Origin of the sequence: Oceanibium sediminis (assembly GCF_003265325.1) — a bacterium.
Taxonomy (GTDB): domain Bacteria; phylum Pseudomonadota; class Alphaproteobacteria; order Rhodobacterales; family Rhodobacteraceae; genus Halovulum; species Halovulum sediminis.
Genome location: NZ_QGNX01000003.1, coordinates 394,255 through 408,468, shown reverse-complemented (window position 1 = coordinate 408,468; position 14,214 = coordinate 394,255). Strand labels below are relative to the sequence as shown.

Here is a 14,214-nt window from a genome sequence, read left to right as displayed (position 1 = left end):
GCCCCGCGATGCGGCCGCTACCCCCCTGCGGCGGGGCTACGCCTGTTCTTCGCGCAGCGCCCAGCCGGTCTGGCGTGGCAGAAAGGCTTCGACGGCGGCCGTCGCGATCACGATGGTGGTGCCGATCTCGTCGTTGACCACGTTCAGCCCGCCTTTCACGGCCCGCACCTCGGCCCGGCCGCGGGGCAGCTTTTCCGCCAGCGCGGCGGTGTCCACCTTATCGGGCTCGGCCACGGCCACGGTGACGCTGACGCGCATGTCATCATGGCTGATATCCAGCGCCTCGAACAGCGGCAGCGAGGAGTGGCGGATCGCATCCTCGATCGCGCGCGCCGCCGCCTTGGTATAGTCCTGACCGAAAAGGTCGTTGCCCATGCCCATTTCGATGATGATCCGACCTTCGCTCATGACCTGCGCTCTATGTCGAAGGACACCGACAGGGCGGCGTTGGCGATGATCGTCGGGTTGCCCTCCCCTTCCGGGCGGGGAATGTCGAGGCCGCCGTGCACGATCACCACCTCGGGCTGTCCGTAGGGAAAGAGCGCGCCGAGCACGCCGGCATCCACTAGGTCGGGCTGCTGCACGCCGATTTCGACCTTGATCCGCATCGCGTCCTTGGGAAAGCCGAACAGTTCCGCCAGGTTGATGGAATTGTGCCAAAGCGCATCCTCCACCGCGCGTTTCGCGGCGTCGGTGTAGTCGCCCCGGCGCAGGGATGTGCCCATGCCGAATTCGGTGAGTAGTCTGTGCATTGCGCGCCTCCCTCTTGCTGCCCCCTCGTGCCACAGGGGGGCAGCGCGGAAAAGGGGCTCAGCGTTCCGGCAGGGGGATGAACTCCGCATCGTCGCTCGGGGGCAGGTGGAAGCGGCCGTTCTGCCAGTCGCCCTTGCGCCAGGCCTCCTTCGCGTCCTCGATCCGCTCGCGGGAGGAGGCGACGAAGTTCCACCAGATGTAGCGCGGGCTGTTGAACGTCTCGCCCCCCAGCAGCAGCAGGCGCGCGCCTTCGGGCCCCGCGTGCAGCGAAACCTTGTCGCCGGGGCGGAACACCATCATCCGCCCTGCCTCGAACGTGTCCCCGCCGACGCTGACCGACCCGGAGGAGACATAGGCGCCGCGATCCTCATGCCCGTCGGGCAGCGGAATGCCCGCCCCCGGGTCCAGCACCACGTCCACGTAGAACATGTCCGAAAAGGTCGAGACGGGGGCGCGTTCGCCGTAGGCGTGGCCCATGATCACGCGCGCACGCTTGCCCTCACCCTCGATCAGGGGCAGGGCGCCCTTGGGGTGATGGTGGAAGGCCGCGTCGGTATCCTCATGCGCATCCGGCAGCGCCACCCAGGTCTGGATGCCGAAGAGCGACCTTTCGCCAGCGCGCAACCGCTCGGGCGCGGAGCGTTCGGAGTGGGTGATCCCCCGGCCCGCGACCATCCAGTTCACCGCGCCGGGCGTGATCTCCAACTCCTGGCCAAGGCTGTCGCGGTGCATGATCGCGCCATCGTAGAGGTAGGTGACCGTGCCAAGCCCGATATGGGGATGGGGGCGCACGTCGATCCCCTTTTCGGTGATCAGTTCGGCGGGGCCCATCTGGTCGAAGAAGATGAACGGGCCGACCATCTGCCGTTTCGGGCTGGGCAGGGCGCGGCGCACCTCGAACGCGCCGATATCGCGGGCGCGGGGGATGATCAGGGTTTCGATGCTGTCGACCTCGTTGCCGGTGGGGCAATGCGGGTCGAGGGCGGGATTCCAGCTCATGGCGATACCTCTGTTCGTTCGGGTCAAGGAATAGATATCAGCGCAGCATTCGGGAACAAAGTGGCTATATGCGATAACATTGTTTCCAATTTCGACGCAAAACGGAGGTCAGCGGGCCGTGTCGTCCACCTCTCCGTCCTGGGGGGTCAGCCCGTAGGGGGCGACCAGCGCCCAGACATGGGCCGGGATCATCCACTTCATCCGCCTTGGCGCGGCGCGGCGCAGGTGCAGCACCGACTCCGCCGCCTTCATCTCCAGCCGTGCGCGGGCGAACTCCAGCCCGCGCGGGCCGGTGCGCGGTTGCAGCCAGGCGACGATGGGGCGGGCCCAGTCGGGTATCCGGCGCAAGGGCAGCCCCCCCGCCGCGCGGGCCGTGTTGGCGATGAACCCCTTCACCGCGCCACGCCGCTTGCCGCGTGTGCCCACGGGCGCCAGCGTCACGCGATCCGCCAGGCGTTCCAGCACCGCGGCGCCACGGGCGTTGCGCACCAGCAGCCACTGCTCCCCCTCGCCCGCCATGTAGCCCACGGTGATGTCCGCCAGCGCGTTGGTGTAGTCCACGCAGGTGCGGCAGGTCAGCGGGAAGAAGTCCGCCGGCAAGTCGGAAAGGGGCAGCTTCAGGAAGGGAATGAACCGGCGCGAGCCGTCGTCGAAGCGCATCTCCACCCGGTAGTCGGCGCGGAACTCAAGGTAGCTGACCGTCTCGGGGCGGGGGGTCAGGCGGGCCAGGAAGGCATGGAAGTTTTCCGTCGTCGTGTTGTCCGAGCAAGGGGTGCCGATGACGGTGATCTCGTCAAAGCCCAGCTCCGCCTCCAGGGCGCGCAGGGCGTGAACCTGGCAGGGAATGCCGATCACCGCGATCCGCCGGTGGCCCGCGTCCCGCGCCGGTTCCAGCGCCGCCAGCAGCGGCGCGTAGCCCATGCGCATGCCCCGCGCCTCGGCCATGGCGTCGGGATCGGTGATGATCGCGGGCACAGGCGCCCAGCGGTCGGCGGGGTCGGGCACCACGCAGATCACCGCGTCGACCGCACCCTCGCGCAGCAGCGTCGCGGCGAGTTCCGTCGTCAGCCCCGTCCATTGCGCGCCCGGCGCGGGCGGGGTCAGGTGGGCGCGGTACATGGCGCGCAGCGGGCCGAACCAGGGCTCGGCATCGCCACTGCGGCGGCGGGCCCTTCCGTGCACCTGGAGTTCCAGCGCGGGATAGTCCGGGCGGATGAACTGGCAGGCGCGCCCGCAATCCTTCGCGCGCGGCCCCCGGCTGAGCCCGCAATCCGTGCACAGGCTGCGATGCTTCGCGGGTCCCGCGGCCACCCTGAGCAGCGGCGGCGCCACGGGGAACCCGGCGTTTCGGGGCGAGGTGTCATCCATACCTGACACTACGCTGTTGCCCCCCGGCCCGGTCAAGCAAAGATCATGCCCTGCCCGCTTGCGGCGCCGCCGCGAACGCCCTACATCGCCTAGATGGTCCTGATCAGAAATCCGCTTTCCCGCGCGCCCGTCGTCTCCGTCATCCGGCTGGAGGGCATGATCTCGTCCGCCGCGCGGGGCAGCGGCGGACTGTCGGACGCGGCCACCGCGGAGATGATCGAGCGGGCTTTCCGCCGCAAGCCCACGGCGGTTGCGTTGCAGATCAACTCGCCCGGCGGCTCACCGGTCCAGTCGGCGCTGATCGCCGCGCGGATCCGGCGGCTGGCGGCGGAAAAGCAGCTGCGCGTCTATGCATTCTGCGAGGATGTGGCGGCCTCGGGCGGCTACTGGCTGGCCACGGCGGCGGACGAGATTTACGCCGACGCGAACTCCATTCTCGGCTCCATCGGCGTGATTTCCGCCAGCTTCGGGCTGCATGAGCTGATCGCGCGCTACGGCATCGAACGCCGCGTCTATACCGCGGGTGAGGACAAGAGCATGCTCGACCCTTTCCGCCCCGAACGCGAGGAAGACGTGGTGCGGCTGAAGGCGATCCAGGCGCAGGTTCATCAGAACTTCATTTCCCAGGTGCAAAGTCGACGCGCGAAGCTGGACACGACCAAGGATCTGTTCAGCGGAGAGATCTTTGTCGGCCAGACGGCGGTGGACGTCGGCCTGGCCGACGGTCTGGGCCACCTCGCGCCGGTGATAAAGCAGAAGTACGGCGAAAAGGTCCGCTTCCAGGTGTACCGCCCGCGCCGCTCGCTTCTGTCGCGTTTCGGGCTGCCCGGCGCGGCCGCGGCAGCGCTGAGCGGCATCGAGGAGCGCGCGCTCTGGTCGCGTTACGGGCTGTGATGTGATGATCAAGGCCGTCACCTTCTTCCTGATCTTCATCATCATCCTAGGGATATTCGGCAAGTTGCGCTGGCCGAAACTGCCGGATTTCCGGCGCAAGAACCGGATTGCCGCCCCGAAGAAATGCCCCAAGTGCAACGCCTATATTGTCGGCTCGGGGCCGTGTCCCTGCCAATCGCGCTGATCTGCGCATTCTGATCCGAAGGTTTTCATGGAAATTCTGCTCGCCGTTGTCGGTCTTGTCATTCTGGTTATTGGCGGTGACATCCTCGTGCGTGGCGCAGTCGCTCTCAGCCTGCGACTCGGCGTGCCGGCGCTGATCGTCAGCCTGACGATCGTGGCTTTCGGAACCTCGGCCCCGGAACTGCTGATCTCGATCAAGGCAGCGCTAGAGAATGCGCCGGGCCTTGCGTTCGGCAACATCGTCGGCTCCAACATCGCCAACGTGATGCTCGTGCTCGGCGTGCCCGCCGTTATGGCCGGGATCGACCCGAAGGCCTCGGACACGCGCTCAAGCTATCTTCAGATGCTGGCGGCGACGGTCGTGCTCATCGCGCTGATGTTCCTTGGCCCGATGCATATCTGGCACGGGCTCGTGCTGCTGGCGCTGCTTGCGGCCATGCTGGGGCACACGATGGTCACCGCGCGCCGCGCCCGCAGCGCCACGCTGGACCCGGATTTTGACCCGGACGAGGCCGCCTCCGTCCCCACGTGGCGCGCGGTGGTCTATATCGCCATCGGGATCGTCAGCCTGCCCATCGGGGCGGATATCCTTGTGGACGCGGCGCGCGACATCGCACTGCAGGTCGGCGTCTCGGACGAGGTGATTGGCCTCACGCTGGTCGCGATCGGCACCTCGCTGCCGGAACTGGCGACCACGGTCATGGCCGCGATCCGCAGGCAGGCGGATGTGATCCTCGGCAACGTGATCGGCTCCAACATGCTTAACATCCTTGCCATCATGGGGGTGACCAGCCTTTTCGGGCCGCTGGCGGTGGATCCGCACCTGTTGAAGGTGGACGTCTGGGTGATGCTCGTCACGGCGCTGATGGTCGCGCCGCTGGCGCTGTGGAAACTGCGCATGTCGCGCGGCGTCGGCTTGGCTTTCCTCGGGCTTTATGCAGTCTACATGGTCACCCTCTTCTGACCCCTGACCCACGGAGCCTGACATGCCCGCAGCCCTGATTACCGGTTCCGCCAAACGCCTCGGACGCGCCATGGCGCTGGAACTGGCCGAGGCTGGGTACGACGTGGCGATCCACTACGCGGGAAGCGCCGAGGCCGCCGAGGAAACGGCCCGCGACGCCCGTGCCGCCGGGGTCAGGGCGATCACGCTTCAGGCGGACCTGCTGGACCCCGCGGCGGTGGACACGCTGGTGTCGCGCGCCGCCGACGGGCTGGGTCAGCCGCTGACGGTGCTGATCAACAACGCCTCCATCTTCGAGCATGACGACATTCACAGCGCCACCGCGGAGAGCTGGACGCGCCACATCGACAGCAACCTGCGCGCGCCCCTGTTCCTGACGCAGGCCTTCGCCGCGCAATGCCCCAAGGGCGCACGGGATGCGCAGGGCGAGGCCGTGGCCAGCGGGCTGGTGGTCAACATGCTCGACCAGAGGGTGCGCAAGCTGACGCCGGAATTCATGACCTACACCCTGGCCAAGATGGGGCTGTGGGCGCTGACCCGGACCGCCGCGCAGGGGCTGGCGCCCGACATCAGGGTCAACGGCATCGGCCCCGGCCCGACGATGCAGGGCGCACGCCAGAGCGCCGCGCATTTCGCCGCCCAGCGCGCCGCCACGATCCTTGAGCGTGGCTCCTCCCCGGAGGAGATTCGCCGCGCGCTGCGATTCCTCCTGGAAAGCCCCGGCGTGACCGGACAGCTGCTCTGCATGGACGGCGGACAGCATCTGGCATGGAGAACACCGGATGTTCTGGGGGTCGAATAAGGCCAGTATCGGCCGCTTCGCGCCCCTTGCCGGGACAGGGACCGGCCCGGTTTGTCCACCGGACCCGGTCCCCTCTTAACACCTGTTATAATTGTGTAATGAAATCAGGATTTTGCCCCAACACAGAAATTATTTCCCGCAATTTCAATGAGTTGAAAAAATGCCTAAAATTTGGGCAAAGCGTAGATCGCCCTTGTATCGCTGGTTTTCGTGAACGCTCACGATGTTTATACCCACACTTATCCACAGGAATCGTGGAAAGGTTTATCCTTGAAATCACCCCCCGGAGAGGGCAGCCCGGCCGGGAATCACAGAAAGGTGAGCAGACATGCCCCAGGCTCCTGAAAATACGGGCTTCGAGGAAGAGGGCAGCGCCAACGCGCAGCGCGGGCATCGCCTGATCGCAAGCTACGTGAAGCGCCTCGGGAACGGCCCCGGCGTCTACCGGATGCTCGATGCGCAAGGGGCGGTCCTGTACGTCGGCAAGGCGCGGAGCCTGAAGAAGCGCGTGTCGTCCTACGCCAAGCCGACCGGCCATTCGGCGCGGATCGGGAGGATGATCGCGAACACCGCCTCGATGATGTTCCTCTCCACCGAGACGGAGACAGAGGCCCTGCTGCTGGAGCAGAACCTGATCAAGCAGCTGAAGCCGCGCTACAACGTGCTGCTGCGCGACGACAAGAGCTTTCCCAATATCCTGATCCCGAAGGACCACGCCTTTCCCGCGATCAAGAAGCATCGCGGCATGAAGCGCGAGAAGGGCGACTACTTCGGCCCCTTCGCCAGCGCGGGCGCGGTGAACCGCACACTCAACCAGCTGCAAAAGGCGTTCCTTCTGCGCAACTGCACGGACTCGATGTTCGAAAGCCGCACCCGCCCCTGCCTACAGTACCAGATCAAGCGCTGCAGCGCGCCCTGCGTGGGCCGCATCTCGCAGGCGGATTACGCCAGCGACCTGGCCGACGCCCGCCGCTTCCTGGAGGGGCGCACGACCACGGTGCAGGCGGACCTGGCGGCGCAAATGCAGGCAGCCTCCGAAGCGATGGAGTTCGAGCGCGCCGCCGCGCTGCGCGACCGCATCCACGCGCTGACCCACGTGCAGTCCACCCAGGGCGTGAACCCCGCCGGCGTGCGCGAGGCGGACGTCATCGCCCTGCACCAGGCCGAGGGGCAGGCCTGCGTCGAGGTGTTCTTCATCCGCGCGAACCAGAACTGGGGCAACCGCGCCTATTTCCCGCGCCTGTCCGCCGGAACCGAGCCAGGCGAGGTGCTGGAGGCGTTCATCACCCAGTTCTACGCCAACAAGACCCCGCCCCGGCAACTGCTGCTGAGCCACCCCGTGGACAACACGGACCTGGTGACAGAGGCGCTCTGCGCCGCACTCGGCAAGAAGGTGGAGCTGCTGGTGCCCCAGCGCGGCGAAAAGGCGACGCTGGTCGAAGCCGCCATGCGCAACGCGCGCGAGGCGCTGGCCCGCAAGATGGCCGAAAGCGCCAGCCAGGCCCGCCTGCTGGACGGGCTGGCCAAGGCGTTCGACCTGGACGGGCCACCGCAGCGGATCGAGGTTTACGACAACTCGCATATCCAGGGCACCAACGCCGTCGGCGGCATGATCGTCGCCGGGCCGGAAGGGTTCCTGAAGTCGCACTACCGCAAGTTCAACATCCGCTCGAAGGAGATCACGCCAGGCGATGACTTCGGCATGATGCGCGAGGTGCTGGAGCGCCGCTTCACCCGCCTGCTGAAAGAGGACCCGGAGCGCGCCTCGGACGCCTGGCCCGACCTGCTGCTGATCGACGGCGGGCCCGGCCAGGTCTCGGCGGTCGAGGCGGTGATGAAGGAGCTGGGCGTCGACGACATCGCCATCGTGGGCGTCGCCAAGGGGCTGGAGCGGGACGCCGGCAAGGAAGAGTTCCACCGCCCCGGCGCACGGCCCATGGCGCTGCCCCACCGCGACCCCGTGCTCTACTTCATCCAGCGCCTGCGGGACGAGGCGCACCGCTATGCCATCGGCGCCCACCGCGCCAAGCGCAGCAAGGCTATCAGCGCCACGCCGCTGGACGATGTGCCGGGCGTCGGGGCGACGCGCAAGCGCGCGCTGCTTTCGCACTTCGGCTCGGCCAAGGCGGTGTCGCGGGCGGGCCTGCAGGACTTGCAGGCGGTCGACGGAATCTCGGCGGCACTGGCGGAAACGATCTACGCGCATTTCCACGAAAAGGGCTGAGGCGGGCGCGCTGCGGCAAAGCGCGCAGCTTGCACCCGCCCCGCCCCACGGCCATAACGGGGGCGAAAGAGGGGGGCGTCATGCGCTGGACCATTCCGAACATTCTGACCGTCGCGCGCCTGCTCGCCGCACCGGCCTTTGCGCTGGTTTTCATTGTGCTGCCCCGCCCGCTGGCGGACTGGGTGGCGATGACGCTGTTCATCGGCGCCGCGCTGACGGATTACCTTGACGGCTGGCTGGCGCGGCGGTGGAACCAGATCTCGGGCTTCGGGCGGATGTTGGACCCGATCGCCGACAAGGCGATGGTGGTGATCGCTCTGGCGGTGATCATCGGTCTCAGCGGGCTTGCGCCGCTGGTGCTGATCCCCGCGACGCTGATCCTGTTTCGCGAGGTTTTCGTTTCCGGGCTGCGGGAATTCTTGGGCGCGGATGCGGGCAAGCTGGCGGTGACGAAGCTCGCCAAGTGGAAGACCACCGTCCAGATGTTCGCGATTCCCGCCCTGTTGGTCGCCGGGATCGCGCAGTACGAATACCTGTCGATCTACAACCAGATTGGCCCGCAGGCGGAACTTGCCGTGCTGGCGGGCACGATGGAGGATGAGTTCGGGCTGCGCACCACGGTCTGGATCTTCCAGACAGTGCAGTGGATCGCGATCCTGCTGCTCTGGGGCGCGGCCTTGCTGACGCTGATCACGGGTATAGACTACTACACGAAGTCCCTGCCCTTTCTGAAGGAGGAACGCTCGTGAAGCTGGATCTTCTTTACTTCGCCTGGGTGCGCGAGCGGATCGGCGAGCCCGGCGAACAGGTGGAAACGAACGCCACCACCGTCGCGGAACTGATCGAGGACCTGCGCAGCCGCGCGCCGCGCTACGAGGCCGCCTTCAGCGACCCGAAGGCCATCCGCGTGGCGCTGGACCAGGAGTTGTCCACGCCCGACGCTCTGCTCACAGGGGTGCGCGAGGTGGCCTTCTTCCCGCCGATGACGGGCGGCTGATGGCGGTCCGGGTCCAGGCCGGGGATTTCGACATCTCCGCCGAACTGGCCGCACTGCGCGCGGGCCGGGCGGACATCGGCGCGATCGTCACCTTTACCGGCCTCGTGCGGGACACCGCCAAGGGCGCGCCGATCGAGCATATGACCCTGGAACACTATCCCGGCATGACCGAGAAGGCCCTCAGCGCCATCGAGGCGGAGGCAAACGCCCGCTGGGATCTTCAGGTGAGCCTGATCATCCACCGTTACGGTGCCTTGAAGCCCGCCGACCAGATCGTGCTGGTGGTGACCGCCTCGCCCCACCGGGGCGATGCCTTCGCGGCGGCGGAGTTCCTGATGGACTACCTGAAATCCCGCGCCCCCTTTTGGAAGAAGGAGGGGCGCGGCAATCAAGGGCACTGGGTGGACGCGCGGGACGCCGATGAAAGCGCGCTGGCGCGCTGGACCAAGGACTGACGCCTCAGGCTGACGGGGCCTTGGCGTCCTTCAGGGCCGAAAGCTCGGCATCCAGTTCATCGGCACGGCGACGGGCATCGCCGAGCGCCTCCATCGAGGCGCTCAACTCGGCCTGGGCCTGGGACAGGCGGTTGTTGAGATCGCGCTCGACCTCCTCCAGCCTGGCGGCGGTTTCGTTACGGGCGGCCTCGCAGGCCTTGGCGTATTCCGCCCACTCGCTGTCGGCCAGCGGCTCGGGCGGCGTGGGCGGGTTCAGAACGCCATAGACCCAGCGCAGGCCCCAGCCGATCAGAACGGCAACGATCAGCGCAAGGGACGCAAACAGGGTCAGTTCGGTGCGATCCATTTTCAGCCATCCTCGGCAAGGGATTCAGGGCGCGCGCGGGGGCGCAGACGGTCAGGGTCGCCCTCGGGCGCGGGGGCGTCGCCGGCAGTGTTGGGATCGTCGTCCCCCTCCTGCCCGGCATCGGCTTCATCGCCGGACGTTTCCGGCGCTTCGGCCTGTTCGGGAAGTTCATCGCCGGAGGCTTCCAACTCGTCGCCGGATGTCTCCAAAGCATCTTCGGTCGTCGCCTCGCCCTCTTCCTCGGGCGGGGTGACGTCCGCTCCGGGCGCGTCCTCACCGTCCCCGGTACCGGCGGCGGCGGTTTCCTGCGGCGCATCCTCGCCCATCGCCTCGGCGGCTTCTGGCGTGGCCTCGGCACCGGCGGCGTCCGGCTCAGCGGCTTCCGGGGCGGCGCCTTCGGTTGCGTCGTCCCCCGTTTCGGCCTCGGGGTCCTCGGCGGCGTCCCGGGCCGATGGCGGCAGGACGGAGTCCGGATCGGTCCCGGCGGGCACGACGATGGTCGTCGGGCTTTCAAGCCGCGCGGCATCGACGTTGTCAGGCCCATCCACCCCGGCCTGCATCACCGGGTTGTCAGGGTCGCCGGCCGTGTCCTCGATCAGGCGAAATTCGATCCGGCGGTTGCGCGCGCGCCCGACCTCGGTGTCGTTATCGGCGATCGGGTCCGTCTCTCCGTAGCCTTCGGTATAGAGGAAGACCATGTTCACATCGCGTTGCAGCAGCGCCGCCATCACCGCGTCGGCCCGCGCCTGGCTGAGCGCCATGTTGCTCGACTCGCGCCCCTGGCTGTCCGTGTGACCGGCGATTTCAAAGCGCGCGCCGGGGCAGCTGCGCAGGATATCGGCGATTCGGTCGATGATCGGCAGGCTGGTTTCGTCGATCTCCGTTTCCGAGGGCGGGAAGGTGATCGTCGCGCTCGCCAGCAGCAGGTCGATCTGCTCGGCGCAGAGCGCGACGGGAATCTCGCGCTGCGGTTCCACCTCCAGCACTTCCTGCTCGAAGATTTCCAGGCTGATGTCCACGCCGATCGGCAACCGCTCGCGCAGGCGCGATTCGATGTCTTCGCGGATGTCCAGCGTCGGTGCGGAACCGGCGACGGTCAGCATGTCCTCGGTCACCTCGAGCTGCCCCGAGGTCAGCGCGCCCAGTGCCTCCAGCCCGCCGAAGATGCGCTGCGCCCAGCCCTCGGGCAAGCCCGGCCGGGGGGCGGTTTCGTTGAGCACCGATTCAAAGCCGAACTGCGCCTCGGCAAACGTGCTGACAGTGCCGCCCAAGACTTCGTCGGTGACGTCGCCGCGCAGGCGCACGGCGCCATCCTCGGTGCGCAGCGCGGTGAAGCGGGCGGGCGCGGCCACGTCGTCGCTGGCGGCCACCTCGGGCGGGGGCGGCAACGTTCCCGACAGGGAAAAACCGTCCGGCAGGGCGCGCGAGAGGCCCGCCATGGTCTTTTCAAAGGCCCCCGGTTCCATGCCCTGCGGGCCGACCAGCGCGATATCGGAATCCGATATGTCCAGCGTTCCCGCGCCAAGGTCGATCAGCGTCTTGAGGCTGGCGGTCACCGCCGTGTCCCATGCGGGCGACGGCGCGCCGATGCCCAGCGCACAGGACGCGGTCGCCCCCGCCGGTTCCACCACGCCGAGGATCGCGACGATCCCGGCCTCCGTCTCGGTGCTGCAGGCCTGCACGTCCAGCGGCGCATCGGCCCCCAGCTCGGCCCGGAACACGAAGGGAGAGATCAGCGAGCGTGGCGTTTCGATGGTCACCAGCAGGCCGACGCCATCGGGCTTCTTCGCCTGGAGTGCTGTGCGCACCTCTGCCGCGGTCTGGTCATCCGGCGCGGTGCCGGTCACCGCGACCTCGTCGGGGGTGACGCTAATCCTGACCCGCTCCAACGCGTCGAGCGCGTCAAGCGCAAGCTCGGTCACATCCCCCCAGCGCGCGTGCTCTTCGCCCGGTCCGGTGGCGAGCATGTTGGTCAGCCGCCCCGGTACCGCGCGCGAGATACGCCGCGCCAGCGCCTGGTCCTTCATGTCGGCGGCGGGGATTTCACCGAACAGCGTGACATTTTCCCCGTCACGCAAGATCTCCATGCTGTGACGGCCCACCACGTGGCGCACAGGGCGTTGCTCCACGGGTTCGTCGGCGATCACGGTCCGGTCGTCGATGCTGATGCCCCCCGCGACCGAGCCGATGCGCGACAGCGTGGCGATCTGCGCGGCACTGTCGCGCGCGGTCCCGCTGAGGATCAGGACAGTGCCGTTCGGCGTCAGGGTCAGCCAGGAGTCGCTCTCGGTCAGCGCCTCGGCGACCTTGGCCTTCACCTGCGCCTCAAGCAGGGCGACGGCGGCGCGCGCCGTCAGGGTGGCCGTGCCCAGAACGGCAATGGCCGCCGCGGCGGCGAATGTCATGGCAGCACGGCTCGTCACCGCAATCCTCCCGGTTCAGAAAGCGTGGCGCAACCTATGCCGTGCCGGCGCGGGGATCAAGCTGACAGCCCCGCAAGGGCCGCCAACAGGTAGCCCGCCGCCGGTATCAGCCCCGCGCGGAAGTTCGAGCGGAACAGCATAAGGCAGATGTCGTTGTCGTCGATGTCCAGCCGCCGCAACTGCCAGGTCAGGTGCCAACCGAAGGCCCAGCTTGCATAAAACGCGATGACCGCAGGGATCAGCCCCCCTTGCGGCATCACCGCGCCCAGCCCGGCGATGGCCATCAGGGTGACGGTGGCGACAAGGAAGCCGAGCAGCCATTTGCGCGTATCCTCGCCGAACAGGCGCGCGGTGGACTTGACGCCGATCAGCGCGTCGTCCTCCTTGTCCTGGTGGGCGTAGATCGTGTCATAGAACAGCGTCCAGCAGATCCCCGCCAGGTACAGCACCACCGGCGGCCAGCCCAGGCTGCCGGTATGCGCCGCCCAGCCCACCAGCGCGCCCCAGTTGAACGCGAGGCCCAGGAAGACCTGCGGCCACCAGGTAAAGCGCTTGGCGAAAGGATAGATCGCGACAAATCCCAGCGAGGCGCAGGCCAGCAGGATCGCGAAACTGTTGAACGTCAGCAGGATCGCGAAGGCCAGAAGCGCCTGCACGCACATCCAGATGACCGCGCCCCGGCGCGTCACCTGCCCCGAAGGCAGCGGCCGCGAGCGGGTGCGCGCCACCGACGCGTCGATCTTGTGATCGGCCAGGTCGTTCCAGGTGCAGCCCGCGCCGCGCATCAGGAACGCGCCCATCGCCATGGCCAGCGCCCACCACAGGTCCGCCAGCCCCGCGCTCGCGGGGTCGGCGGCGATCGCCAGCGTCAGCGACCACCAGCAGGGCGTCAGCAGCAGCCAGGTGCCGATGGGGCGGTCCGCGCGCGACAGCCTCAGGTAGGGGCGAGTGGCGCGGGGGGCGAATCGATCCACCCAGTTCAGCTTTGTGGCGTCCGCGACCCTTCCGTCCGACGGTGGGGCCTGTATATGGTCGGGTGAAGACATGGGAGTGGTTATGACAGAACGTCCGGCAAAAATCAGGCTCTTTGTGGACGCAGTGCTGGGGGAAGGGCAAGCCCTGATCCTGCGCGACCAGGCGCATTACCTGGTTGGCGTCATGCGCCAGGGCGTTGGCGATGCGATCACGGTCTTCAACGGACGCGACGGCGCCTGGCGGGCCGAGATTACCGAGGCGGGCAAACGCCAGGTCGTGGCCGTGGTGCAGCGCCAAAGCGCGCCGCAGCAGGACCCGCCCGACCTGTGGCTGCTGTTCGCGCCGATCAAGAAGGCGCGCACCGACTTCATCGTCGAAAAGGCGACCGAACTGGGCGCTGCGCGCATCCTGCCGGTGCAGACCGCGCACACCAATTCCGAACGGATCCGCACGGACCGCCTTCAGGCCCACGCGGTGGAGGCCGCCGAGCAATGCGGCGGCACCTTCGTGCCGGAGGTCTGCGATCTGCAGAAGCTGGACCGCCTGCTCGCCGACTGGCCCGAGGGGCGGCGGCTGATGTTCTGCGACGAAAGCCGCGCCGGCCACGCCTCCCCGCTGGAACAACTGCGCGCCTCGGGGGGCGATGGCCCCTGGGCGATCCTGATCGGCCCCGAGGGCGGCTTTTCCGAGGCCGAGCGCGCCCGCCTTGCGGCGCTGCCATTCGCGGTGCCCGTCAGCCTCGGTCCCCGCATCCTGCGCGCGGACACGGCGGCGGCAGCGGCGCTGAGCGCGTGGCAGATGGCGCTCGGGGACTGGCGGTGATGGCCCTGT

At 67.9% G+C, this 14,214-nt stretch carries 16 protein-coding genes; 9 read left to right on the top strand and 7 right to left on the bottom strand.

The annotated features are described in order from the left end of the window. Positions 1–36: 36 nt before the first annotated feature. The 4 genes from DJ029_RS10425 to DJ029_RS10410 form a co-directional block, all read right to left on the bottom strand. Entirely contained in the window at positions 37–408 is a 372-nt protein-coding gene (locus DJ029_RS10425) for a Lin0512 family protein (protein ID WP_112322364.1), read from the bottom strand. Next, positions 405–752 (bottom strand): Lin0512 family protein, encoded by a 348-nt coding sequence (locus tag DJ029_RS10420; RefSeq protein WP_112322363.1) that lies wholly within the window; start codon positions 750–752, stop codon positions 405–407. Before DJ029_RS10420 ends, DJ029_RS10425 begins: the two co-directional genes overlap by 4 nt. A 58-nt stretch (positions 753–810) precedes the next feature. Continuing rightward, on the bottom strand, positions 811–1,752 hold the full coding sequence (locus tag DJ029_RS10415; protein WP_112322362.1) for a pirin family protein: 942 nt from the start codon (positions 1,750–1,752) through the stop codon (positions 811–813). Between the two features lie 108 nt (positions 1,753–1,860). Next, a complete protein-coding gene (locus tag DJ029_RS10410) occupies positions 1,861–3,120 on the bottom strand; it encodes a Coenzyme F420 hydrogenase/dehydrogenase, beta subunit C-terminal domain (protein ID WP_112322361.1) in 1,260 nt (419 codons plus the stop codon). A gap of 93 nt (positions 3,121–3,213) precedes the next feature. On the opposite strand from DJ029_RS10410, the gene DJ029_RS10405 reads away from it, so the two are divergent. The 8 genes from DJ029_RS10405 to DJ029_RS10370 all read left to right on the top strand — a co-directional run bounded on the left by DJ029_RS10405 (position 3,214) and on the right by DJ029_RS10370 (position 9,639). Next, a complete protein-coding gene (locus tag DJ029_RS10405; RefSeq protein ID WP_112322360.1) occupies positions 3,214–4,014 on the top strand; it encodes a S49 family peptidase in 801 nt (266 codons plus the stop codon). Positions 4,015–4,018: 4 nt separating this feature from the next. Further along, a complete protein-coding gene (locus DJ029_RS10400) occupies positions 4,019–4,198 on the top strand; it encodes a thymidine kinase (RefSeq protein ID WP_112322551.1) in 180 nt (59 codons plus the stop codon). 27 nt (positions 4,199–4,225) lie between these two features. Continuing rightward, positions 4,226–5,161 carry a calcium/sodium antiporter gene (locus DJ029_RS10395; RefSeq protein ID WP_112322359.1) on the top strand — a complete coding sequence of 312 codons (936 nt, stop codon included), beginning with the start codon at positions 4,226–4,228 and terminating at the stop codon, positions 5,159–5,161. 22 nt (positions 5,162–5,183) lie between these two features. Then, a complete protein-coding gene (locus tag DJ029_RS10390) occupies positions 5,184–5,963 on the top strand; it encodes an SDR family oxidoreductase (RefSeq protein ID WP_112322358.1) in 780 nt (259 codons plus the stop codon). Positions 5,964–6,291: 328 nt separating this feature from the next. Further along, positions 6,292–8,187, top strand: coding sequence for an excinuclease ABC subunit UvrC (gene uvrC, locus DJ029_RS10385; protein WP_112322357.1), 1,896 nt, complete (start codon positions 6,292–6,294; stop codon positions 8,185–8,187). A gap of 80 nt (positions 8,188–8,267) precedes the next feature. Next, on the top strand, positions 8,268–8,936 hold the full coding sequence (gene pgsA, locus DJ029_RS10380) for a CDP-diacylglycerol--glycerol-3-phosphate 3-phosphatidyltransferase (protein WP_112322356.1): 669 nt from the start codon (positions 8,268–8,270) through the stop codon (positions 8,934–8,936). A 2-nt stretch (positions 8,937–8,938) separates the two neighbouring features. Continuing rightward, positions 8,939–9,184: a molybdopterin converting factor subunit 1 gene (gene moaD, locus DJ029_RS10375; protein ID WP_112322550.1), complete on the top strand. Its 246-nt coding sequence runs from the start codon at positions 8,939–8,941 to the stop codon at positions 9,182–9,184. Further along, the gene (locus DJ029_RS10370) at positions 9,184–9,639 is read left to right on the top strand and encodes a molybdenum cofactor biosynthesis protein MoaE (RefSeq protein WP_112322355.1); all 456 of its coding nucleotides are present in this window, start codon (positions 9,184–9,186) and stop codon (positions 9,637–9,639) included. The genes moaD and DJ029_RS10370 overlap by 1 nt, the downstream gene beginning before the upstream one ends. A gap of 4 nt (positions 9,640–9,643) precedes the next feature. Here DJ029_RS10370 and DJ029_RS10365 read toward each other — a convergent pair whose 3' ends face one another. The 3 genes from DJ029_RS10365 to ubiA all read right to left on the bottom strand — a co-directional run bounded on the left by DJ029_RS10365 (position 9,644) and on the right by ubiA (position 13,454). Then, positions 9,644–9,985, bottom strand: a complete 342-nt coding sequence (locus tag DJ029_RS10365; protein ID WP_112322354.1) for a hypothetical protein — start codon at positions 9,983–9,985, stop codon at positions 9,644–9,646. A gap of 2 nt (positions 9,986–9,987) precedes the next feature. Then, positions 9,988–12,390, bottom strand: coding sequence for an OmpA family protein (locus DJ029_RS10360; RefSeq protein ID WP_112322353.1), 2,403 nt, complete (start codon positions 12,388–12,390; stop codon positions 9,988–9,990). A gap of 74 nt (positions 12,391–12,464) precedes the next feature. Further along, complete coding sequence (ubiA, locus tag DJ029_RS10355; RefSeq protein WP_112322352.1) at positions 12,465–13,454, bottom strand: 4-hydroxybenzoate octaprenyltransferase; 990 nt, start codon at positions 13,452–13,454, stop codon at positions 12,465–12,467. Positions 13,455–13,464: 10 nt separating this feature from the next. Between ubiA and DJ029_RS10350 the strand changes: the two genes are divergently transcribed. After that, on the top strand, positions 13,465–14,205 hold the full coding sequence (locus DJ029_RS10350; RefSeq protein ID WP_112322351.1) for a 16S rRNA (uracil(1498)-N(3))-methyltransferase: 741 nt from the start codon (positions 13,465–13,467) through the stop codon (positions 14,203–14,205). Positions 14,206–14,214 lie beyond the last annotated feature (9 nt).

Coding starts and splice junctions, on each gene's coding strand:
- uvrC (WP_112322357.1), top strand. CDS start 6,292: ATGCCCCAGGCTCCTGAAAATACGGGCTTCGAGGAAGAGGGCAGCGCC.
- DJ029_RS10405 (WP_112322360.1), top strand. CDS start 3,214: ATGGTCCTGATCAGAAATCCGCTTTCCCGCGCGCCCGTCGTCTCCGTC.
- DJ029_RS10370 (WP_112322355.1), top strand. CDS start 9,184: ATGGCGGTCCGGGTCCAGGCCGGGGATTTCGACATCTCCGCCGAACTG.
- pgsA (WP_112322356.1), top strand. CDS start 8,268: ATGCGCTGGACCATTCCGAACATTCTGACCGTCGCGCGCCTGCTCGCC.
- DJ029_RS10410 (WP_112322361.1), bottom strand. CDS start 3,120: ATGGATGACACCTCGCCCCGAAACGCCGGGTTCCCCGTGGCGCCGCCG.
- DJ029_RS10425 (WP_112322364.1), bottom strand. CDS start 408: ATGAGCGAAGGTCGGATCATCATCGAAATGGGCATGGGCAACGACCTT.
- DJ029_RS10390 (WP_112322358.1), top strand. CDS start 5,184: ATGCCCGCAGCCCTGATTACCGGTTCCGCCAAACGCCTCGGACGCGCC.
- DJ029_RS10350 (WP_112322351.1), top strand. CDS start 13,465: ATGACAGAACGTCCGGCAAAAATCAGGCTCTTTGTGGACGCAGTGCTG.
- DJ029_RS10415 (WP_112322362.1), bottom strand. CDS start 1,752: ATGAGCTGGAATCCCGCCCTCGACCCGCATTGCCCCACCGGCAACGAG.
- DJ029_RS10395 (WP_112322359.1), top strand. CDS start 4,226: ATGGAAATTCTGCTCGCCGTTGTCGGTCTTGTCATTCTGGTTATTGGC.
- DJ029_RS10400 (WP_112322551.1), top strand. CDS start 4,019: ATGATCAAGGCCGTCACCTTCTTCCTGATCTTCATCATCATCCTAGGG.
- DJ029_RS10420 (WP_112322363.1), bottom strand. CDS start 752: ATGCACAGACTACTCACCGAATTCGGCATGGGCACATCCCTGCGCCGG.
- DJ029_RS10365 (WP_112322354.1), bottom strand. CDS start 9,985: ATGGATCGCACCGAACTGACCCTGTTTGCGTCCCTTGCGCTGATCGTT.
- DJ029_RS10360 (WP_112322353.1), bottom strand. CDS start 12,390: ATGACATTCGCCGCCGCGGCGGCCATTGCCGTTCTGGGCACGGCCACC.
- ubiA (WP_112322352.1), bottom strand. CDS start 13,454: ATGTCTTCACCCGACCATATACAGGCCCCACCGTCGGACGGAAGGGTC.